The sequence below is a fragment of the Brachybacterium sp. genome (genome assembly GCF_052095815.1).
GTDB lineage: Bacteria > Actinomycetota > Actinomycetes > Actinomycetales > Dermabacteraceae > Brachybacterium.
Genome location: NZ_JBQDLF010000007.1, coordinates 30,383 through 51,122 on the forward strand (window position 1 = coordinate 30,383; position 20,740 = coordinate 51,122).

The 20,740-nt window shown below is 65.3% G+C and carries 18 protein-coding genes; 10 read left to right on the top strand and 8 right to left on the bottom strand.

Annotated elements, in window-relative coordinates:
• Positions 1-22: 22 nt before the first annotated feature.
• The 4 genes from ACTH43_RS04545 to ACTH43_RS04560 form a co-directional block, all read right to left on the bottom strand.
• Positions 23-829 carry a response regulator transcription factor gene (locus ACTH43_RS04545; RefSeq protein WP_441443734.1) on the bottom strand — a complete coding sequence of 269 codons (807 nt, stop codon included), beginning with the start codon at positions 827-829 and terminating at the stop codon, positions 23-25.
• On the bottom strand, positions 822-1,664 hold the full coding sequence (locus tag ACTH43_RS04550; protein ID WP_441443735.1) for a sensor histidine kinase: 843 nt from the start codon (positions 1,662-1,664) through the stop codon (positions 822-824). The genes ACTH43_RS04545 and ACTH43_RS04550 overlap by 8 nt, the downstream gene beginning before the upstream one ends.
• 202 nt (positions 1,665-1,866) lie before the next feature.
• On the bottom strand, positions 1,867-2,679 hold the full coding sequence (locus tag ACTH43_RS04555) for a DeoR/GlpR family DNA-binding transcription regulator (protein WP_441443736.1): 813 nt from the start codon (positions 2,677-2,679) through the stop codon (positions 1,867-1,869).
• 50 nt (positions 2,680-2,729) lie between these two features.
• Positions 2,730-3,614: a carbohydrate kinase family protein gene (locus tag ACTH43_RS04560; RefSeq protein ID WP_441443737.1), complete on the bottom strand. Its 885-nt coding sequence runs from the start codon at positions 3,612-3,614 to the stop codon at positions 2,730-2,732.
• 432 nt (positions 3,615-4,046) lie between these two features.
• Here ACTH43_RS04560 and ACTH43_RS04565 point away from each other — a divergent pair, with 432 nt between their 5' ends.
• The 7 genes from ACTH43_RS04565 (at position 4,047) to ACTH43_RS04595 (ending at position 13,654) form a co-directional block, all read left to right on the top strand.
• Positions 4,047-5,102, top strand: a complete 1,056-nt coding sequence (locus ACTH43_RS04565) for a substrate-binding domain-containing protein (protein ID WP_441443738.1) — start codon at positions 4,047-4,049, stop codon at positions 5,100-5,102.
• A 106-nt stretch (positions 5,103-5,208) separates the two neighbouring features.
• Complete coding sequence (locus ACTH43_RS04570) at positions 5,209-6,756, top strand: sugar ABC transporter ATP-binding protein (RefSeq protein WP_441443739.1); 1,548 nt, start codon at positions 5,209-5,211, stop codon at positions 6,754-6,756.
• Positions 6,753-7,781 (top strand): ABC transporter permease, encoded by a 1,029-nt coding sequence (locus ACTH43_RS04575; RefSeq protein WP_441443740.1) that lies wholly within the window; start codon positions 6,753-6,755, stop codon positions 7,779-7,781. The genes ACTH43_RS04570 and ACTH43_RS04575 overlap by 4 nt, the downstream gene beginning before the upstream one ends.
• Positions 7,782-7,803: 22 nt before the next feature.
• Complete coding sequence (locus tag ACTH43_RS04580; RefSeq protein WP_441443741.1) at positions 7,804-8,868, top strand: ABC transporter permease; 1,065 nt, start codon at positions 7,804-7,806, stop codon at positions 8,866-8,868.
• A gap of 26 nt (positions 8,869-8,894) precedes the next feature.
• Positions 8,895-9,425: an SIS domain-containing protein gene (locus ACTH43_RS04585; protein ID WP_441443742.1), complete on the top strand. Its 531-nt coding sequence runs from the start codon at positions 8,895-8,897 to the stop codon at positions 9,423-9,425.
• Between the two features lie 466 nt (positions 9,426-9,891).
• Positions 9,892-11,850 (top strand): bifunctional aldolase/short-chain dehydrogenase, encoded by a 1,959-nt coding sequence (locus ACTH43_RS04590; RefSeq protein WP_441443743.1) that lies wholly within the window; start codon positions 9,892-9,894, stop codon positions 11,848-11,850.
• 79 nt (positions 11,851-11,929) lie between these two features.
• Entirely contained in the window at positions 11,930-13,654 is a 1,725-nt protein-coding gene (locus ACTH43_RS04595) for an SDR family NAD(P)-dependent oxidoreductase (protein WP_441443744.1), read from the top strand.
• A 108-nt stretch (positions 13,655-13,762) separates the two neighbouring features.
• Here the strand turns inward: ACTH43_RS04595 and ACTH43_RS04600 are convergent, their stop codons facing one another.
• The 3 genes from ACTH43_RS04600 to ACTH43_RS04610 form a co-directional block, all read right to left on the bottom strand.
• The gene (locus ACTH43_RS04600; protein ID WP_441443745.1) at positions 13,763-14,563 is read right to left on the bottom strand and encodes a TIM barrel protein; all 801 of its coding nucleotides are present in this window, start codon (positions 14,561-14,563) and stop codon (positions 13,763-13,765) included.
• An 81-nt stretch (positions 14,564-14,644) separates the two neighbouring features.
• A complete protein-coding gene (locus ACTH43_RS04605; RefSeq protein WP_441443746.1) occupies positions 14,645-16,036 on the bottom strand; it encodes an Nramp family divalent metal transporter in 1,392 nt (463 codons plus the stop codon).
• Between the two features lie 84 nt (positions 16,037-16,120).
• A complete protein-coding gene (locus tag ACTH43_RS04610; RefSeq protein WP_441443747.1) occupies positions 16,121-17,104 on the bottom strand; it encodes a 3-hydroxyacyl-CoA dehydrogenase family protein in 984 nt (327 codons plus the stop codon).
• Positions 17,105-17,462: 358 nt separating this feature from the next.
• Here ACTH43_RS04610 and ACTH43_RS04615 point away from each other — a divergent pair, with 358 nt between their 5' ends.
• On the top strand, positions 17,463-18,209 hold the full coding sequence (locus ACTH43_RS04615) for a GntR family transcriptional regulator (RefSeq protein ID WP_441443748.1): 747 nt from the start codon (positions 17,463-17,465) through the stop codon (positions 18,207-18,209).
• Positions 18,210-18,310: 101 nt separating this feature from the next.
• Here ACTH43_RS04615 and ACTH43_RS04620 read toward each other — a convergent pair whose 3' ends face one another.
• A complete protein-coding gene (locus tag ACTH43_RS04620; RefSeq protein ID WP_441443749.1) occupies positions 18,311-19,252 on the bottom strand; it encodes a sugar-binding transcriptional regulator in 942 nt (313 codons plus the stop codon).
• A 117-nt stretch (positions 19,253-19,369) separates the two neighbouring features.
• On the opposite strand from ACTH43_RS04620, the gene ACTH43_RS04625 reads away from it, so the two are divergent.
• Together ACTH43_RS04625 and ACTH43_RS04630 are read left to right on the top strand one after the other, a co-directional pair.
• Positions 19,370-19,732 carry a hypothetical protein gene (locus ACTH43_RS04625; protein ID WP_441443750.1) on the top strand — a complete coding sequence of 121 codons (363 nt, stop codon included), beginning with the start codon at positions 19,370-19,372 and terminating at the stop codon, positions 19,730-19,732.
• Between the two features lie 9 nt (positions 19,733-19,741).
• Positions 19,742-20,740, top strand: a complete 999-nt coding sequence (locus tag ACTH43_RS04630; RefSeq protein ID WP_441443820.1) for an extracellular solute-binding protein — start codon at positions 19,742-19,744, stop codon at positions 20,738-20,740.

Consider the following 20,740-nt stretch of genomic DNA (forward strand, 5'->3'; position numbering starts at 1 on the left):
TCGGTGACGCTTGGTGACGAAGTCAGCGAGGACGGCTGGAGGGCAGCACCCGCACCCGGTATCCCTGGCCGCGAACCGCCTCGATGAGGTCGGCGGGGGCGCCCTGGGCGCGCATCTGCTGGCGCAGCCGGTAGATCATCGACTTCACCATGTCGCGCCCGCCCTCGGTGCGGCTTGTGCCCCACACCTCCTGGAGCAGCGTGCGCAGAGGTACGGCACGCCCAGCGTCCTGGACGAGACGGCCGAGCAGCCGCAGCTCTGTCTCCGGCAGCTCGAGCTCGATGCCGTCCCACGTCGCGCTGCCACCGGCGCGGTCCACGCGCAGAGGGCCGCACCGCAGGACCTGGCCGGCCGGACCAGCTGGGCCAGCGACGCTCGACGCGCCGGCGCCCGTTGCTCCGGTGACGCGCCGCAGAATGGCCTGGGCGCGCAGCGCGAGCTCGCGGGGGCTGAAGGGCTTGGTGAGGTAGTCATCGGCCCCGGCGGTGAGCCCGGCGACGCGGTCGTCGACCTCGCCGAGCGCGGTGAGCAGGATGACGGGGACATCGGAGGTTTCCCGCAGCGACCGGCACAATTCGATGCCGCTCTCCCCGGGGAGCATCACGTCGAGCACGACCAGCTCGATCGGCTCGGTGTCCAGGAGCTTGCGGGCCGAGCGGGCGTCTGCGGCGATGAGGGTTCGCAGCCCCTGGGTCTCCAGCGCGAAGGAGATGATCGCGGTCATCTGCTCCTCGTCGTCCACGACGAGCACCAACGGAGCCTGCGAGGCGGAGGCAGCCTGCGTGGCGGAGGCAGCCTGCTTGGCGGAGCCCATCGTGGGTTCAGACATGGGTGTCCTCCTGTGAGGGCCAGGGCAGCACCACGAGGATGCGGGTGCCGCGGCGCACCAGCGAATCGATGACGACCCGGCCGCCATGGGCGCCCACGATCTGCCGGATCACGCCCATACCCAGCCCGGTGCCCTGGGCGTGCCCGCTGACGTGGGGTGAGAACAGCTGTTCACGCTGCTGCGGATCCATGCCTTCGCCGTCGTCGGCCACCGTGACGGTGGCGCCCTCTGTGGTCGCGTCCACTCGGACGGTGACCTCGGCGTCGGGGCCGGCGTGGCGGACAGCATTGTTGATCAGGTTCCACAGCACCTGGCGGATCATCGCACGGTCCACGTCGAGCACGAGAGGCTCCCCGCGACTATCGAGATGAAGAGTGGCGTTCCTGATCCGCCGAAGCTCCAGCACGGTCTCCCGCACTAGGGCCCGGATGTCGACCGCAGCACGGTCCAGCGTCGGTGCCCCGGTCTCCAGACGCGCCTCCAGCAGGAAATCCTCCGCCATGCTGACCACGAGCGACGTGTTGTCCACGATCGTCTCGACGAAGTAGCGCTGCGTGGAGTTCAACGGACCCGGAGTCTCCTCGGCGAGCAGATCGGCCGCGCCCTTGACCAGAGTGAGCGGGGTGCGGATCTCGTGGGAGAGCACGCGGGCCGAGTGCTTCTCGGCGCGGCCCGGCCCTGTTTCGTCGTTGGCGGTGGGGCTGGTGCGGCTGCGCGGACGACGGCGCTGTCGCAGGATGACCGCGCCGACGCCGCCGAGGGCCCCCAGCAGAAGGGTGGCCAGCAGCAGGGCGGCGAGCTGCCACCCAGCGAGCTGCAGTATCTGGCCGGTCATGTGGCCAGGGTATTCGGTGCCGCCCGTGGTGCGTCTAGCGCGGATGCCAAGATCAGCAGCTGTGCGCTCGACGGGCCGGCCTACGCGCACGAGAACGATGTCGCCTGCACTGAACTCCGGGGGTAGAGACGAGGCCCGGACGTATCTGGCCGAGGACGGGCGGGGGAGTTGGCATGACGTCTCGGGCCAGATGCGCTGCTACTCAGGCGACGATGACCGTCACGCCCAACTCTTCCAAAGCCTTGACCTGCGAGTCCGCGACTCTATCGCTCACCACGACATGCGTGAATTCGTTGACCTCGCAGAGGCGATAGAGCGCGGTCTGGCCTACCTTAGTGTGGTCGATTAGAAGCACGCGCCGCTCAGCCGAAGCGATCATCGCCCGCTTGACGGCGACCACACGCTGGTCTTGGTGGTAAAGCATGTTGCCGTTCAAGGACGACGTTGAGGCAAAGAGAACGTCAGCGCGGAGGCCCTTCAGGTTTTCCTCGCAGATGATGCCGAAGAATGCGGCATATTGCGCTACGAACTCTCCACCAAGGCTGATCACGTTCATCTTCGGCATCGCGCAGAGCTGCTTCAACGCAGGAAGGAAGTTGCTGATCACCGTCATCGGAGGGGGCCCGAGATGCGGGATGACCTCTAGCGCGGTCGTGGAGTCATCGATGATCACCACGTCGCCGACGCCGGACAGCTCCGCAGCAGCCTTCGCGATCTTCCGTTTCTCATCCATCGCTGCCATCTTGCGGTAGTGCAGGTCGCTCTCGAACTTGGTCGAACGGTGGGCGGAAGCGCCCCCGCGCACCTTGCGCAGCGCACCGGATTCCTGGAGCGCATCCAGGTCCCGGTGCACGGTCATCCTGCTGACACCGAGAGCCTGGACTAAATCGTCGACGTTGACGAAGCCTTGGCTGGTTACCGCGTCTTTGATGTACTCGAGGCGTGCCGCTTTGGATAGGGGCGCGGACGCCCCGAGATCATCGTCTGCACCGTTCAGCGGTGAATCTTGCGGCATATGAACGTCCTGATCACTCGGGCCCAGCAGGGGGGAAAAGGTCCAGCCATTCAGCCCGCCAGCCGCGGCTGGGTGGTGCGGAACGTTTCGACCTGCTCGAGGTCCACGATACCGGCGTCCGAGCCCAGCCCAGTCGCGACCAAGCTCCCGCAGGCCAGGCCGCGTTCCGCTGCTTGGATAGGGTCGAATCCCGAGAGCAAACCTGATATGAAACCGGAGGTGAAGGCGTCCCCACAGCCCGTGGTATCGACAACGTCGATCACATACGCGGGAAGGACCGTCTCGGCCTCTCCATTGGGCGCGACGCTCACACCCTCCTCACCCATCGTGAGCACTGTGCATCCGGCGCCAGCTTCGTGCATCCACCGGATGATCTGTTCCCTGTCCTCCGTGCCGGCGAGCCATCCGGCTTCCTCGATGTTGGGCATGAGGTAGTCCACGTAGGGGAGGCAGGGAGCCACCAGTTCCTGGGCGTCGGGCCTAGGGCTCATCAGGAAGTCCATCGTGGTGGTCACCCCGAGTTCCTTCACGCGACGGAGCACTCGTGCGCTTGGTTCACCGTCCAGAGCGGGGAGCACGAAAGTGCCGCCAAGATGGAATACATCCGCCTGCGCAACGATGTCCCAGGGGACATCGTCCTCGGTCAGGGCCGCGTTCGCCCCGATCACGTGCAACGCGGGCCGAGAGCCGTCGTCGCGAATGAGGAGCTGGCTCGAGGAGCTCTGGAGATCCGGGTCTTCGATCAGATGACTGGTATCCACTCCGTAACTGTCCATCGTGGTGCGGATGAAGTCGCCGATGGTGTCGCGACCGATGCGCCCGACGGTGGCGACTTCGACGCCCAGCTTGGCGAGGTTGACCGATGGTGCCGCTGCGGTCCCTGCCACGGTGAACTTGATCTTTTCGAGGAAGGCGAGCTGCTGGCCGGGAGGCACCGCGGTGAAGGGCCAACCGAGGGCGTCGGCGATATGGGCTCCGAAGGAGACGACCTGCGGCATCTGCGAGTTCCTTTCGTACGGTCCTGCGGCGTTGCACGGACCAGAGCTGTTCACCGCGCCTCGTAGAAACGCACGGTGCCGACTGCGGTGTCGGTGACGAGCGACAACTCTGTTACAGATTGGACCCAAGTGCAACACTCGTCTCAATGTTGTAACAGTTGTCCGTCGGGGGGTGGCGAGGCTCTACCGCCGGGGGCACTAAAGCGCCAGGTCCGAGGCGCATTGAGCGCCTGGTGGTGAGTGGTTCTCGTAGCCAGCTCCTGTGGCAACCCTTGCGTCCACGGTGGGGTCTGGCTAATGTGACGCACCTGATACATCACACGATGTATCGCATTCAGTCGTTCGACTTGTTCAAGGGAGAACCGGGTCATGAAGCTTCGTTCCCGTCGCAGTGTTATCGGAACCTTCGCCGTCGCAGGCGCCGCAGTGACCTTGGGTGCATGCGGCACAACCACCGATGGTGGAGGCGACTCACAGGGCGAGCGGGGTGCCGATGCCGGACCCTTCAAGATCGCTACGGTGCCGAAGGTGGAGGGCATCAGCTGGTTCCAGGCGATGGCTAATGGCGTCGACCAATTCAACGCAGACAACGACGATGTCGATGCGTGGCAGATCGGCCCCGATACAGAGGACGCTGCCAAGCAGGTCCAGATCATCGAGGACCTCATTGCCCAGGGGGTTGATGCAATCGTCGTCGTCCCGAACGATCCGCAGGCGCTCATCCCGTCGCTCACCAAGGCTCGTGACGGTGGAATCATCGTGATCTCGCACGAAGCGCCTGCACTGGCCGGGACTGACGCTGTCGACTACGACGTCGAGGCCTTCGACAACGTCGTGTTCGGCGAGAAGATGTTCGAGAAGCTCGCCGAGGGCATGGAGGGTTCGGGCCAGTTTGTCGGAATGGTCGGCTCGCTCACTTCGGAAACCCACATGGCCTGGTACAACGCGGGAGTCGCCTATCTCGAGGCGAACCATCCCGACATCACCGCAGTGACCGAGCAGCCATACGAGGACAACAACGACAACGCCGCCGCTCGCTCCAACGCACTGGAGATCCTCAGCGCCTACCCAGACCTCAAGGGGTTCGTCAACGGTTCTGTCTCTGCAGGTGCCAGCATGGCGACTGTGCTCAAAGAGAAGAACAACAAGGACGTCACGATGTCCAGCTTGTCTCTTCCCTCCGTGGCCGGACCGTACCTCGAGGAAGGGTGGATGTACTCCGCCCAAACCTGGGACCCGGCGGCCGTCGGGTACGCATCCAATGTCGTCGCGCTCATGATGCTCAAGGGCGAGTCGATCGAGGGCGGAATCGATCTGCAGCAGGAGGGCTACGACGCAGTGACGGTCGAGGATCAGCTCATCGTGGGTGACGCCATCATGATGCTCGAGAAGGGTCAGTTCCCGGACGGGGACTACCCCTTCTGACGCATCAATAGGGGAAGAGTCGGAGTCGATTGATATCGGGAAGTGCTCCGGGATTCGTTTACCCCCGGTATCCCGATACGTAGCTACCCGTAGAAAAGAGGGCCCGTTGAGCACACCAATCCTCGTGGCGGAGAACCTTTCGATCGCGTTCGGCGAGGTCCGCGCTCTCGATGACGTCACGCTGTCGATCAATGAAGGGGAGATCCGCTGTCTCGCCGGTGAGAACGGCAGTGGCAAATCCACCTTCGTCAAAATTGTCTCGGGGGTCTACCGGGCATCCAACGGCAGCGTCACGGTCAACGGGCATGAGATCTCCGAGCACGACCCGCGTGCGGCTATCGCGGCTGGTGTGCAGGTCATCTATCAGGACCTCGCGCTGTTCGACCATCTCTCGGTGGCGGAGAACATCGCGATCAACTGGATGCTCCATCACGGATCAAAATTTGTGAAGTCGTCCCATATGCGGCAGATCGCCGCAGAGCAGCTCGCCCGCATCGGCGTCGATCTGCCGCTGGAAGACCCGGCCAGCTCCCTTTCGGTCGCGAATAGGCAGCTGGTCGCCATCGCTCGCGCGCTGAGCATGGATGCCCGGATCCTGTTCATGGATGAGCCCACCACCGCACTGACCTCCACAGAGGTCCGGCGGCTGCTCACCATTGTCCGAGAGCTCAAAGCAGAGGGCCTGGCGATCGTCTTCATCAGCCACAAGCTCGACGAGGTATTCGAGGTCGCCGATAGCATCACGATCTTCCGAGACGGCAAGAAGGTTGGGGACTTCGCGGCCAGTGAGTTGAACTCCGCGTCCTTGAGCTTCCACATGACAGGACGGGAAGTTCTGCATACGCCGTATCACCGCGCCGCGACGCCAGAGGATGACGACGAATCGCCGCTGCTTGAGCTGCGGGGCCTGACCCGTCAGGACAATTACAAGGACATCGACCTTCACGTCCGTCCCGGCGATATCCTGGGCATCACCGGGTTGCTGGGGGCAGGGCGCACCGAACTGGCGCTGAGTCTTTTCGGATTGAACCGGCCTGACTCCGGAGAGATCCTGGTCCGGGGGAAGAAGGTCGCTATCCGCGAGCCGTGGGACGCCATCGGACATGGCATCGCGCTGGTGCCAGAGGACCGGTCCGTCGAAGGGCTTTTCCTCGCTCAGCCCACCGTCCGGAACGTCTCCTCCTCACGCCTCGACCAATTGCTGGGCAAGCTGCCCTTCGTCAATGTGAAGGCGGAGCGCGCCCTCGCCCAGAAGACCGTGCACGAGATGGGCGTGAACAACAAGAACATCGACTCGATCGTCGGCAACCTCTCCGGCGGAAACCAGCAAAAGGTCGTGATCGGTAAGTGGCTCGCCACGAACCCCCAGGTCCTGATCCTCGACAGCCCCACGGTCGGCATCGACATCGGTTCGAAGTCGGAGATCTATGGCCAGATCCAGCAGCTCGCCGCACAGGGGATCGGGGTCATTCTGATCTCTGACGAGCCCGAGGAGATCGTGGCGAACTGCAACCGCGTAGTCGTGATGTACGACGGCGACATCATCGCCTCCTTCGATGAGGAGGACCGTGCCGAGCCAGACTTCGAACAGCGCCTTGCCGGTGTCGTCGCCGAACCCGAATCCGCTGAGATTCCTGGAGGAAAGCACCCATGAAGATCTCCCCGTTCCAGCGAATCATGAATCGCCGAGCGACCACGATGGAGAAGTACCTGCTGGCGATCATCGTGGTCTACGTGGTCGTCGTCGCGATCAAGAACCCGTTGTTCCTCAGCTTCGAGACCTTGTTCGACATGCTCCAGGGCGGGTCTAGCACCATGCTGCTGGCGCTCGGAGTGCTCGTCGTCCTCCTGTCTGGCGGTATCGACGTCTCGATCACCGCCGTGGCGCTGATCTCGGGTTACCTGTCGGTGCTCACGATGTTCGCCCTCGAGGTGGACAACATAGTCTTCGCGTTCCTCATGGCCGGTGTGATCGGCGTGCTTCTTGGCGCACTCAATGGCCTGCTGGTGCACGCTCTGCGACTGCCCGCATTGATCGTCACCTTGGGAACCATGAGCGCATTTCTTGGCTTGATGGCCGTCCTCGTCGGGACGAAGAACTTCGCCGAAGCACAGATGCCGACGTCGATGATCCAGTACGGATCAACCGACCTGCTCAGATTCGGCACCGACGGGCGCACCTACGGGTTGACGATCTCCGTGCTCCTCGTCGTAGTCGTCCTGATCATTATTTGGTTCATCCTCTACCGCACCATGCTGGGCCGGTCCGTGTTCGCCATGGGCTCGAGCGAGGAGTCGGCGTCCCGCCTCGGAATCGGGATGCTGCGCACCAAGCTCTTCGCCTATTCGTTCTCCGGTGCCGTCTCGGGCCTGGCCGGGATCATGTACTTCTCCGAGATCAAATACACGAACCCCACGTCGTTGATCGGAACGGAACTCATGATCATCGCCGCGGTCGTCATCGGAGGGGCCAAACTCACCGGCGGTCAGGGGACGATCCTCGGTGCCGTGCTGGGCGTTGTTGTGCTGGAGCTCTTCCAGACCACCCTGGTGTTCCTCGGCCTCAGCTCTTCCTGGAACAACCTGTTCTTCGGAGGGATCCTTCTCATCAGCCTGACGGTCATGTACCGCCGCCAGCGAGCCAACGACCGACGCAACCTCGTCTTCGCGACCGCGTGACCAGGGAATCAGGAGACATTCCATGAACCGAATCACCGAAGTCTTCAGGAGCGACCGCGATCTCTCCGTGCTGGGCGTGCTCACTGTGGTGACGATCGGTATCCTCCTCGTCGTCATCGGTCCGGCCTTTCTGTCCGAGCGGAACCTGCAGTCCATGGGGACGCAGATGGCGGAGTTCGGACTCCTTGCCCTCGCGATGGCGCTCGCCATGCTGCTGGGCGGCATTGACCTCTCAGTGGTCTCGGCGGCTGTCCTCGCCGGGATCGTGGGAACCAAGTTCCTTGCCGGCGACGTGATCCCGCTGACCGACGCCAATCAGAACCTCGTGATGACCCTCGGCGTCGCGGCGATGCTGATCACGGGCATGCTCTGCGGCCTGCTGAATGGTCTGCTGATCGCCAAGGCCTCCATCCCGCCGATCCTAGCCACACTCAGCACGTTCGTGTTCTTCGCGGGGGTCGGCATGGTCCTCACCGACGGCAACAGCGTGCCAGTGAAGATCCCGGCTTTCGCACAGCTGGGAGTCCTCACAGTCGGCAATATCCCCATTATCTTCGTGATCATGGTCGTGGCTTATCTCGTGGTGAGCCAGGTTCTGAAGCGGACTCGGTCCGGGCGAAGGATGTACCTCTACGGCGACAACGACGTGGCGCTGCGTTTCACCGGCGCACGCAATGAGCGCATCGTCATCCTCACCTACATCCTCATCGGCCTCATCGTCGGGCTGGCGGCGATGATCATGGTTTCCCGCGTCAACTCCGTCCGCGTGGGCTTCGGAGAGACGTATCTTTTGCAGGCAATCCTCGTCGTGGTCCTCGCCGGCTTCAACCCATTCGGCGGGCGAGGCAAAGTTGGGAACCTCGTGATCGCGATCGTCCTGCTGCAGTCCCTTTCGAGCGCCTTCACGATCATGCGCTTCGACCCGTTCATGAAGACCTTCATCTGGGGCGCCGCGCTCCTCGTCATCATGGGGGTCCACCGAGCCCGCGAGCTGCGTGCCGACCGCAAGAGCGCGGCAGGGACCCCGCTCGCACCGCAGCCTGCGGACGCCTCCGAGGACCTCGTGGAGAGCGGGGCAGCACAGTGAACTCGTACCGTGCCCGAGGCGAAACCGTGGCGACGGAGATCGGGCAGGTACTCTCCCGCCTCGACCCTTCCCAGCTCGACGCTGTTGCGGACGCGATCAACGGAGCGAACAGGGCGTTTGTGCTGGGGGTCGGCCGCGAGGGCCTCGCGGCACGCGGGTTCGCGATGCGCCTCGTCCACCTCGGGCTCGAGACCCATTGGGGATGGGACGACACCACTCCCGCGGTCGAAGAGAGGGACGTGTTCATCCTCGTGAACGGCCCGGGAACGATCGGCCACCTTGACTACGTCTTCGAGCAGATCCGTGCCACGGGAGCGACTACGGTCGTGGTCACCGGTGTACCGGAAGCGGATACCCCGCGCGCGGCGGATGTTGTGCTGAGTGTCCCAGCGTCTGTGTACCGGGGAACGGGCGACCTCGTCCCATCGATCCAACCGATGGGCAGCTTGTTCGAGCAATGCGTGCAGGTGGCCTTCGACCTGCTTGTGCTCGAGCTCGTCGATCGCAGCGGGAAGGATTTTGGCAGTCTCGCGGCCCGTCACCGGAACTTCGAGTAAGCGCGAGGCCCGCCACTGGGCCGCGGTCTCGATGTCTTAGGCGACGAGGCCCGAAGGTAGAACGTGTGATACGTGGTACGACCTGACTGTACTAACTCATCACGATGGCGTTGATGCCCGGACAGTACATCCGCTGGAGGATGCGGCATCAGCACGTTGCCGAGCGTTGAGCCTCGTGGCGACCGACCGGGCGTTACCGCATTCCATCGCACGAAAACGTGCGGTACTCAGGTGAGCGCTCACGATCCCGCCAAACGTTGGATGCTGGGTCCGGTGCGGTCTGCTCGCCGCTCACCTTGTGAGGATTCCAGCTAACAGATACTGTGACAAGTGTTGGTATGTAACACGTTCGTCGCGTCGGGTTCTCCGAGAGGAAGCGTCGGGCAGCGCCTCTGATCCGGTCGTGAGCCCGACAGTTCGCGAGACGCACGCTCCGCCGATCGCTCAAGGAACAACGAGGAGAGACATGGCAGGCCAGCTGGAATCTAGCGCAGAAGCGCTCTTAGGCAAGCTCGTCGAGGTCTCACGTGTGCTGGGGCGGCGCCCGGATCTCACCCTTCACGGCGGTGGCAACACGTCGGTGAAGGTGACGTGGCGCGACGTCACGGGCCGCGACGTCCCCGCGCTCATGGTCAAAGGGAGTGGCCACGACCTCGCGACGATTGAGGCCGATGGGTTTGCGCCCCTGCGGCTCGATCGCGTGCGCGAGCTGCTCCCGCCCACCGAGCTCGGCGATCTGGAGCTCGCCGATGAGCTGAGACTTGCCCTTCTCCGCTCCTCTGCCCCGGACCCGAGTGTCGAGACGCTCGTTCACGCGCTCCTCCCTCACCCTGCAGTCCTCCACTCCCATTCCGATGCAATCCTCGCGCTGTCGAACACCCCGGACGGAGCAGCCTTGATCGAGGCTGCGCTGGGGGAGAGCGTGCTCGTGGTCGATTACGCCATGCCCGGTCCGGAACTCGGAGCGGCGGTGCAGATGGCTTGGCACGCCTGCGGCGATCGCCAGGACTCCCTCGAGGGGATCGTCGTCCTCCAGCATGGCCTCTTCACTGTCGGCGCGACCCTAGAGGAAGCTCTGGACCGGCACCTAGCTCTCGCCGGACGCGCCGAGAACTACCGTGCCCAGAGGCGTCGGACGCCGTCCGCCGTGACGCCCTTGCCCGAGGTGAAGGGAACCTCGATCGCTGCGTTGCGTCGGCAGCTGAGCGAGCGCGCTGGACGGCCGCTCATCGTGCGCCGCGCTGCGGACGAGCAGGTGGCACGCTTTCTCACCGATGAGTCGCTACTCGACGCCGCCTGCAAAGGGCCGATGACGCCCGACCACGTCATCTGGACCGGACGGGTCCCTATGGTGGGCGCTGATCTCGCCGCCTACTCGAGCCAGTACGAGGACTACTTCTCGACGAACCGGCACCGCCGCGGCACTGACCTCACACAGCATGACCCTGCACCGAGGGTCGTCTTGGACCCCGAATTCGGTCTCCTCACGGCAGGCCGGAACGCGCGCGAGGCGGCGAAGGTTCAAGACATCTACCGCCACACGATGGAGACGATCAGCGACGCCCAGGATCTCGGCGGTTACGAGCCGGCGGATGCCGGGCACGTGTTCGATCTGGAGTACTGGGCACCACAGCACGAGAAGCTGGCACGTACGGAAATCTCCGAGCCGCTTGCCGGCCGGGTGGCCGTCGTCACCGGTGCAGCCTCCGGCATTGGCCGGGCGTGCGCCGCTGAGTTGCTCGAAGCAGGAGCCGTCGTGATCGGATGGGACATCTCCGCTTCGGTCACCGAGACCTTCGATTCCCCCAACTGGCTGGGGCTGAAGGTGGACGTCACCGAACCCGGCGCTCAGCACAAAGCGCTCGCAGAGGGCATCGAGCAGTTCGGCGGACTGGACATCGTGGTCCTCGCAGCGGGCATCTTCCCTGCGGCGCAGCACCTGGTTGAGCTAGACCCATCGGCCTGGCGGCGCACCATGAACATCAACGTTGATTCCGCCGCCGAGCTCTACGGGTTGGTCCACCCGCTGCTCAAGGAATCCCCGGGCGGCGGTCGGGTGGTCGTCGTCGCTTCGAAGAACGTTGCGGCACCCGGCCCGGGCGCGGCGGCGTACTCCGCCTCCAAAGCGGCCCTCACTCAGCTGTCGCGAGTGGCCGCGCTGGAGTGGGCACCGGACGGGATCCGCGTGAACCTGGTCCACCCCGATGCTGTCTTCGATACTGCGCTGTGGACTCCGGAGCTGCTGGCCAAGCGCGCCGATCACTACGGGATGACGGTGGAGGAGTACAAGCGTCGCAACCTGCTCGGCACCGAGGTGACCAGCAGATCCGTGGGCCGCATGGTGCGTGAGATGGCCGGTGGGACCTTCGCCTGCACCACCGGCGCCCAGGTGCCGGTGGATGGCGGTAACGAGCGAGTGATCTGAGCACGTCGAGCCAGCGGCCGAGGGCGGGCTGCAGTCAGAAGTCGATCAGTGCCGTGAGGACGGCACGGAAGGAGTCGTCATGAACCGTCAGTCTGTAGGGAACGCGCTGGAGACCATCACTCGTCTGTCGAAGGAGCTGGGATCCGATCCGACGTTCGTGCTGCACGGCGGCGGGAACACCTCGATCAAGGGCACCTCGAGAGATGTCACCGGTGCCGAAGTCGAGACGATCTGGGTAAAGGGCAGCGGGTGGGACCTCGCGACGATCGAGCCGGCGGGCTTCGCACCATTGCGACGTGAGCGGCTCCTCGAGGTGCTGGCGTGCGACTCGCTCACCGACGCACAGATGGTCAATGAACTGCGCCAAGCATCCCTGGAGTCCTCAGCACCGACCGCTTCGATTGAGGCCCTTCTCCATGCGTACATCCCGTCCCGAGTAGTCCTCCACTCGCATGCGGATGCCATCGTCGCGCTTACGAACCAGCCGGACAGCGAGGCACGCGTGCTGGGGGTCCTGGGCGACCGACTGATGGTCCTGCCCTACGTGAAGCCGGGATTCGATCTCGCGCTGCAGATCGCGGCACGCAGCGAGATCGTCTCCGGGGACATCGACGCGATCGTCCTGTCCAACCACGGACTCTTCACTTTCTCCGATGACCCCGAAGAGGCGCTCACCCGCCATCGCGAGCTCGTCGCCACGGCCTCCGCGGCCTTGAGCGACCCCGCTTGGGGCAACCCCGGCGAGGATATCGAGCGCCGAGGGGACGCGCTCGAGATCGCCGCGATGCGGCGAGATCTGTCCGCCGTCATGGGCAGCCCGGCGATCCTGCACCAGTCGGCGTCCGCCCGCGCTGCCGAGTACGCCGCGCGATCGGGCATCGAAGAACGATCTTCTCGCGGAACCGCCACCGCGGAGCACGTCATACACACGAAGCGGGTCCCGCAGATCGGCCGGGACGTGCAGGCATACGCCAAGAACTATCGCCGGTACGTCGACGCGAATGCTCACCGGATCGGGGACGTCACCCCTCTAGACGGTGCGCCGCGTGTCATCTTCGATCCTGAGTGGGGCATGCTCACCGCCGGGACGACGACTACGAAGGCCGGTGTCGCCCGCGACATCGCACTGCACACTATGGACATCATTGACGCGGCGGACAGGGCTACGTCGTACACGTCCTTCGGTGAGGAAGAGAGCTTTGACGTCGAGTACTGGTCGCTGGAGCAGGCCAAGCTCCGCTCGGCCAAAGCTCGGCCCGAGTTCGAAGGCGAGGTCGCCGTCGTGGTCGGGGCTGCCACCGAGATCGGGCGGGCGTGCGCGGAATTGCTGCTGGCGCAGGGCGCGGCCGTCGTGGGCGTGGATGCCAGCCCCGACGTGACCTCGCAATTCTCTTCAGCTTCGTGGCACGGGGTGTCAGGAGACGCGCAGGATACCGAACAGCTGGCTCGGGCCGCGGAGACTGCGGCTCGGGAGTTCGGAGGTGTCGACGTGCTCGTCGTCGCGACCGGCGAGGGTTCCGTGGCGCGGACCATCGACGCTGTGCGACGCTATCTGGCGCTCGCCCCGCGAGGCGGGCGGGTCGTCGTCGTGTCACACGCGGATGACGGCGCGGACTCAGAGAGCGTTGAGAGTCGCTTGGCGGATGACTACGCAACCGACGGAATCCGGGTCAACGACGTGGAGCTGGTCTATTCCGCTTCAGTACTGGAGCCTGTCCCCATGCAGGTCGCAGCTGCGGTCACCTCGCTGTCGTCGTCGACCTTCGCTGCGACGACAGGTGCAAGAGTGCGCATTGGCAGGTGAGCGAGCGTGGGCGACCTGCCCCATCGCCTGGCTTCCAGCTGACGTCCCCAATCGAGGACGAAGACGTCTCAGAGCTGCGGCAGCTGACTGCCCCGACCCGAGCGCCGCTCACGTCCCCGCGAAGGCCCGATGAGTGGGCCGCGGCTCCTCGCCGAGGCATTCGAGGCCGATCAGACCTGTGTAGCCGGCCGCACGCAGGTCACCGAGCCAGCTCAGCAGTGGCAGGTCGCCGGTGCCGGGCCAACCGCGCCCTGGGGCATCGGCGACCTGGACGTGCCCGATCAGCTCGATCGCGGGGATCGCGCCGGGAACGGCGGGATCCGCATTCATCGCTGCATGGAAGACGTCGTAGAGGATCGAGACATTGTGTGCGCCCTCCGCGCGGGCTGCCCGCACGAGACCCTGCGCATCAGCGAAGGTCTTCAACGCTGCGTCGGGGAAGCCGGACAGCGGCTCGAGGACGATCTGCGCCCCGGCGTCGGCGACCAGGGGCGCGATGCGGAGCAGGTTGCCCAGCGCCGTCTCGAACTCCCGCGAGCCCTCCACCCATGCGGCACCGATGTTCCCGGCCATCGGGTTGTAGAAGGTGGTCCCGATCTGTCGGCCGATGCCGATCGCCGTCTCCGCGGCCCGGAGGAAGTCGTCCTCCTTCCCGGGGACGCTCAGCAGGCCGCGGTCCTCGACCTCGGGCCCGCCGCCGGGAAAGTTCAGGAGCACGGCGGGAAGTTCAGAGCGGTGAACGGAGTCGACGAAGGTGCGGATCCCTGCCGTCGTGGGCGTCTGCTCGGCGAACGGCCACCAGTACTCCACGGTCGCGTAGCCGAGCGCCGCCGCGGTGGTGGCGCGGTCGGCCGGATCGACATCTCGCAGTGCGAGCGAACAGTTCAGTGCGAGGGCGTCGGATTGCATCTGTGTTCCGTCCTTCTGGCGTGAGACCACGCGCGGGTGCGGCGGCACGCTGCGCCGCCGCACCCGCCAGTGGTCGGGGTCTCAGAACTGATCGAGCAGGGTCATGACGCCGACGCCGAAGACGACGACTGCCGAGATCGCGAAGTACAGTGTGAACAGCGGTCCGTCCCGGAGTCGCGGGTCCGTCTGGGTGCGGTGGAGATAGACCACTGCGATCACGATCGCCATCAGCCAGAACGCGTTGATGATGCCGGCGATCAGGACCATCGCCAGCGGCGCCTGCATCCCGTACGCGAAGGCGCCCCAGACGATCGGCAGGCCGATGATGAAGATCTTCAACCAGCGATTCCGAGCGACCGGATCATTCCAGTCGAACGCTCCGAAGACCGCCAACGTGTTGGTCATCTGGCGAGCGAAGCCCGGAGTGTTCGCGAGCACCGTCTTGAAGAGCGCGATGCCGGCGCCGACCAGGAAGAAGACCTCAGCCCACGGGCCGAGGGTGTCGGTGAAGGTGCGGGAGAGCGTCGTGATGACATCGGTGCCCTCCGGTTCGAGGCCCTGCGGGTGCAGCACCGCTGCCCCGAGCACGTAGAAGGCGATGGTGGAGAGGGTGTAGACGGCCCATGACAGCCAGGCGTCCTTCTTCATGACGGAGATCCAGCCGCGTGCGCGCGTCGCCCACTCGTCGGATCCGTCGTTGGGTCCGCTCCATGCGGCGTACCCCTTCTCCACACACCAGTAGGTGTACTTGGTGATCTCGTCCGCACCGATTCCCGTGAAGCCGAAGACGGCCAGGGCGAAGCCCATGGCACCTGCGGAGAGCTGGAACGAGAGTCCCCCTCCGACGTCCATCAGGGTCCAGGAGAACTCGGTGAACTGCACTCCGATCGTCAGCGCGACGACGCATCCGGTGACCAGGATGACCAGGACGGTGCAGATCCGCTCGACGAGCTCGTAGTTGTTCGAGATCTGGATCCCGATGGTGATGGCGACGATCACGATGATCCAGAAAGCGAGCGATGCCGCCGACAGCGGCGCCCCGAGGACGGGGAGAGCGGCTGAGAAGGCGAAGGCCGCAGCGGCGAGCACACCGCCCTGCCCGATCACCCCCTGAGAGAAGTTCAGCAGCCCCAGGTAGGACATCCAGCTCCTGCCGAAGATCTTCGGCGAGACGTCGTTGTACCCGGTCACCGACGGTTTGCCCGTGGAGATCGACCAGCGTGCGAGCTCGATCTGCACCCCCACCTTGACCAGGGTCGACAGCAGGATGATCCACAGCAGGATGAACCCGACCTTCGCCCCCAGTGCGGTCGCCGTGATCAGCTCACCGGAGCCCACCACCGCAGCGCTGGTGACCATGCCTGGGCCCAGGAAGCGCAGGGAAGGGCGCCAGCCCTTGGGTGGTTCGAGGATCTTGCTCTGATCGCGAACGTAAGGGTCGCTTTCGATGACAGCGAGGGCAGTTTGTGACACGTCGTCTCCATTGATCGGGGTCGTGCTGGCGCGAGGCGCAGCGGTAGAAACTTCGCCGGGATGCAGCCCAGCGGGTCGAGAAGGTCAGGCCGTGGGGTGGTGGTCGCCAGCTCCGGGGGGAGTGCCCAGTTCATCCTGCAGAAGTGCCATCTGCACGTAGGCGCGATCCCGGTACTCGCGCATCGCGGCGAGGTCCTCGTCGCCGTAGTCGCCGAGCAGGCCCCGGCCGACCTTCGTCCCCTTCACGCCATCGGATACCGCGGTCGTGAGGGACTCCGGGGTGGCCATGCGCTCGCCGAAGGCCTCCTCGAGGATGCCGTAGCAGCTGGCGTAGATGTCGACGCCTGCCTGGTCGACGATCGAGAACGGTCCCACCAGTCCCAGGCGGAATCCGAAGCTGTTGCGGATCAGGGTGTCGATCGCCTCCATCGAGGCGACGCCCTCGTCGACGACCCGGAAGGCCTCGCTGAGCATGGCGTACTGGATCCGGTTGACGACCATGCCGGGAGTGTCGCCGACGACGGCAGGCCGCTTGCCGGCGCGGCGCAGAACCTCCACGACCGCGGTGACCACGGAGTCTTCCGTCTCATCGCTCGCGACGAGTTCAGCGCCGGGGATGAAGGGGGCCGGATTGAAGAAGTGGATGTTCATGAACCGCTCGGGGTGCGATACGGCGGCCTTCAACGTGTTCACGGAGATCGTCGAGGTGTTCGTGCCGATGATGGTCGTGGGCCGTGCAGCGGCCGAGATCTGCTGGAGCACCGCGGTCTTCACGGCGACGTCTTCGAAGACCGCCTCGATGACGAGGTCGGCGGCGGCCACAGCATCTTCCACGGACAGGGCGGGGGAGAGGTTCTGCTCGATCGCAGCAGCGGAGCCGGCGGGGAAGAGGCTTCGTTCTTCGAAACCGCGTGCTTCCTCCACCAGCCGGTCGTACGCCTTGGCGGCGACCTCGGCGCTTTGATCTGCGATCAGCACGGAGAAGCCGGCTTTGGCAAAGATCTGTGCGATCCCGCCGCCCATGTAACCGGAGCCGACGATGGCGATGGTGCGGATCGAAGGGGGCATAGGTGAGCTCCTTGGAGTTGATGCTGTCTGTGAACGGACCACCGCCACGTCCAGCGCCGGAAGCCCGGTGAGGGGATGCGTCGTGGTCCGTGGGTGATGGGTGTGAGAACAGTGGTGGCGTGGGGTGGGCGTCGTGACCGTTCGGCGGTCTCGACGGTGAGAGCAGGGGCCTTCTCGCTGGCGCCGGGATCCGCGGAGACCGGTTCTTGACGTCGGTCCTGGGACCTTGACGTCGGTCCCGGGACACGACGAGAGACTTCGTATATCGAAGATCATATAGGAACTGGAGGGGCTGTCAATCGGCGGTGAGGACATCCTGGGAGCGCGGCGGCGCTCCGGAGACGGCTACGCTGTGGCCATGAAATCCAGCGAGGACCTCGTAGGGGGCAGCGGGACCTTCGCACTTCGTTCGAGCTCCGCAGTGCGTCGAAACCTGCGCGAGCACGTCTATGACAGCGTCCTTGACCTGCTGCTGCGAGGCGACACCGCGCCGGGGACTCGTCTGTCCATCGATACGATCGCCCGTCAGCTCGATGTCTCGCCGACGCCGGTGCGCGAAGCGCTCGTGCAGCTAGAACGCACCGGCCTCGTGACCCGGCAGACGCACAAGGGGTACCGAGTGGCACCGCCCTTGGAGCACGATCAGCTCATGGAGCTGTTCGAGGCGCGAGACATGCTGGAGGTCACCGCCATCAGGCTCGCCGCGTCCTCGGAGAACGGACTCCTTCCCGAGCTCCGGGTTGCCCAGGAGCGACATCGGCTGGCCGGCGAGGCGGTGATCTCTGCCTTCGGCGACGGGAAGAAGGACATCGCGCTGACTACGGAGTATTACGCGCGTGACCAGGAGTTCCATGAGGTCATCATTCGCCACAGCGGGAACCGCTACCTGCTCGGCATCTCCAACGACCTCGGCGCACTCGTCCATCGGCTGCGCCGCTCAGTCCACCGCGGAGTGACCGATGTACGCGAAGCGATCGTCGAGCACGAGGCGATCATCGATGCCCTCGCGACCGGCGACCCTGACGCATCGGCACATGCCATGCGGTCCCACGTGCTGAAGGTGCGCGATCGAGCGCTGCACGACGCAGGAGACGAGAAGGGCTGAACGACCTCGGCTGACGGAGCGTCGACGTGCGCTTCATCGACAGGCCGGCTCTGCTCGGCAATTCGTCGGGACGGCTGAGCCGACGCAGCCCTGGCGCGGGATCACCCCGCCTCCCCATCCCGCTCCAACGCATACCGCGCCGACTCCACATCGGTGATCACCACATCCGCGAGCCCCGACCGCAGCACGGCGAGCACCGCGTCGTGCTTGCCGGCACCGCCGCCGATGGCGACGCGCTGGGGGATGGCCTGCAGCTCGGCGCTCGAGATCCCGATCAGGCGGCCGTCCAGGGCGTTCACGTCGCGCCCGTCGGCGTCCAGCAGGGTCGAACCGAGCTCGGCGACCACATCCTTCACAAGGTGCTCGTCCCCGTAGTCCGAGACCTGCGTGGCGAGCAGCGAGGAGTCGGGCCAGCCGCCGATCGTGAGGAACGCCTGGCTGATCCGGCGAAACCGCTGCAGCGTGCGTTGCAGGGAGGGGTGGGTGAGCATCGTGGAGGTGGTCTGTCGATCCGCGAGGAAGGGTGCATAGAGGGGATAGGTCTCGCCGCTCGAGGCTCGGCCGAGGTTCAGCACCGCCTCCACGCCGTCTTCCACTCGCGAGTTGCCCACGCCGGTCAGCTGGACCACGTCGGCCGTCGGGAGCGAGTCCACCAGGCGTGAGGCGCGCACCATCGTGCGGCCGGGGGTGGCGCCGATGATGTCGCCGTCCTTGACGTTGTCCTGGAGGAACTTCGCGGTGACCGCGGCGATCGCGCCGCGCACGTCGTCCTCCGTCGTCCCCGAAACCGCGACCACCAGTGCGGAGCGCAGCGAGAACTGCGAGGCCAGCTGGGTCGAGAGCGTGATGTCCACCGGGTCTCCCAGCGTTGCCCGCACCTCCACCAGTCCCAGCTCGCGGGCGCGCTTGACCATGCGCGAGACGGCGAAGCGGGACAGGCCCACCTCCTCCGCGATCTCCAGGATCGGGCGGCCATGCCCGAGGTGCTGCACGGCGACGTAGGCGTGCAGGACCCGGCTCTGCAGATCCATCGAGGTGCTCATATGTGCACTCTTTCCGTGAGGTGTGCTCATGTGGGTAGTCTCTCATGCGGAATGGAAGCGAGCCATCCACTGTCGGGCGGCTCCTCAGATTCGCCAGCTGTCCAAGGGAGGACACGAATGCCCACCGGAAAAATCGCAGTCTCACGGCGCAGCGCCGTGGCTGTCGGTGTCGCCGCCATGACGGCGCTCGCCGCCGGCTGCAGCAGCACCGCGGAGGTCCCTGCTCCGAAAACAGTCGACGCCTTCGACTGGAAGAACTTCTCGGGGGAGTCGCTGAGCCTGCTCATGAGCGAGCACCCCGTCTCGATCGCGGTGCGGGAGCATCTGCCGGAGTTCGAGGAGCTCACCGGCATCACCGTGAGCCTGGAGACCCTCAGCGAGACCGACTACATGGTCAAGCTGCTCACCGAGCTGCAGTCCGGCTCCGGCAGCTACGACGCCTTCATGTCTTCGCAGCCCATGAATTTCCAGTACGCGTGAGCGGGCTGGATCGAGGACCTCATGCCCTGGGTGGAGGACACCACCAAGACCGCCCCGGACTGGGACTTCGCAGACTTCTACTCCGCACTCATCGAGTCCCTGCGCTGGGATCAGACGGAGTACAGCGGCGCCGGCGAAGGCGGGCTCTGGGCCATCCCCGCCAATGAGGAGGGCTATGCCCTCTTCTATCGCAAGGACATCCTCGAGGCCGCCGGGATCGCCGCCCCCGACACCATCGACGAGCTGATCGAAGCCGCCGGGCAGTTGCACGGCACCGTGGTGGACGGGATCGAGATCAACGGGTTCGTCAGCCGCGGCGACAAGACCTACCCCACCCTGAACCCCTTCAGCACCTTCTTCCTCGCCCACGGCGCCACCGACATCGACGGCGGCCAGGCGGCCGTGAACTCGACCGAGTACGTCGCCGCCGTCGAGCAGTGGGTCCAGCTGATGCAGTACGCGCCGGTCTCCGCCAGCACCTACACCTGGTACGAGGCGCAGCAGGACTTCATCTCCGGCAACGCCGCCTTCTACATCGACGCCGACCACATGGCACCGGACTTCGAGAAGAGCCCCATCGGCGGGAAGGTCGGCTACTCCCTGCCGCCCAGCGGCCCGAAGGGTCGCGGCTCGAGCATGTGGGTGTGGTCGCTGGGCATGAACGGCGCCTCCCGCAAGAAGGACGCCGCCTGGCAGTTCATCCAGTGGGCCACCTCCAAGGAGTTCCTCACCACCGCGATCGCGAACGGGAACATGAACCCCACCCGGATCTCCGTCGCCGAGAGCGAGGAGATGACCGCGGCCACCGCCGAATGGGGCAACTACAACGAGGTGTGGCAGGAGATCCTCGCCGAATACGCCCAGTGGGCCTACACCCCCTCGTCCCGCTTCCCGGAGATCGGCGACGCCTGGACCGTGCGGATCCAGTCCGCGGTGCTGGGCCAGCAGAGCCCGCAGGAGGCCATGGACGAGGCCGCCGAGAAGATCAACGCGATCATCGCGGATTGA

Bases quoted from the DNA above. Each gene is read 5' to 3' on its own strand.
- ACTH43_RS04620 (WP_441443749.1), bottom strand. From the start codon at position 19,252: ATGAGCACCTCGATGGATCTGCAGAGCCGGGTCCTGCACGCCTACGTC.
- ACTH43_RS04625 (WP_441443750.1), top strand. From the start codon at position 19,370: ATGCCCACCGGAAAAATCGCAGTCTCACGGCGCAGCGCCGTGGCTGTC.
- ACTH43_RS04555 (WP_441443736.1), bottom strand. From the start codon at position 2,679: ATGCCGCAAGATTCACCGCTGAACGGTGCAGACGATGATCTCGGGGCG.
- ACTH43_RS04545 (WP_441443734.1), bottom strand. From the start codon at position 829: ATGTCTGAACCCACGATGGGCTCCGCCAAGCAGGCTGCCTCCGCCACG.
- ACTH43_RS04615 (WP_441443748.1), top strand. From the start codon at position 17,463: ATGAAATCCAGCGAGGACCTCGTAGGGGGCAGCGGGACCTTCGCACTT.
- ACTH43_RS04565 (WP_441443738.1), top strand. From the start codon at position 4,047: ATGAAGCTTCGTTCCCGTCGCAGTGTTATCGGAACCTTCGCCGTCGCA.
- ACTH43_RS04590 (WP_441443743.1), top strand. From the start codon at position 9,892: ATGGCAGGCCAGCTGGAATCTAGCGCAGAAGCGCTCTTAGGCAAGCTC.
- ACTH43_RS04550 (WP_441443735.1), bottom strand. From the start codon at position 1,664: ATGACCGGCCAGATACTGCAGCTCGCTGGGTGGCAGCTCGCCGCCCTG.
- ACTH43_RS04600 (WP_441443745.1), bottom strand. From the start codon at position 14,563: ATGCAATCCGACGCCCTCGCACTGAACTGTTCGCTCGCACTGCGAGAT.
- ACTH43_RS04575 (WP_441443740.1), top strand. From the start codon at position 6,753: ATGAAGATCTCCCCGTTCCAGCGAATCATGAATCGCCGAGCGACCACG.
- ACTH43_RS04595 (WP_441443744.1), top strand. From the start codon at position 11,930: ATGAACCGTCAGTCTGTAGGGAACGCGCTGGAGACCATCACTCGTCTG.
- ACTH43_RS04580 (WP_441443741.1), top strand. From the start codon at position 7,804: ATGAACCGAATCACCGAAGTCTTCAGGAGCGACCGCGATCTCTCCGTG.
- ACTH43_RS04610 (WP_441443747.1), bottom strand. From the start codon at position 17,104: ATGCCCCCTTCGATCCGCACCATCGCCATCGTCGGCTCCGGTTACATG.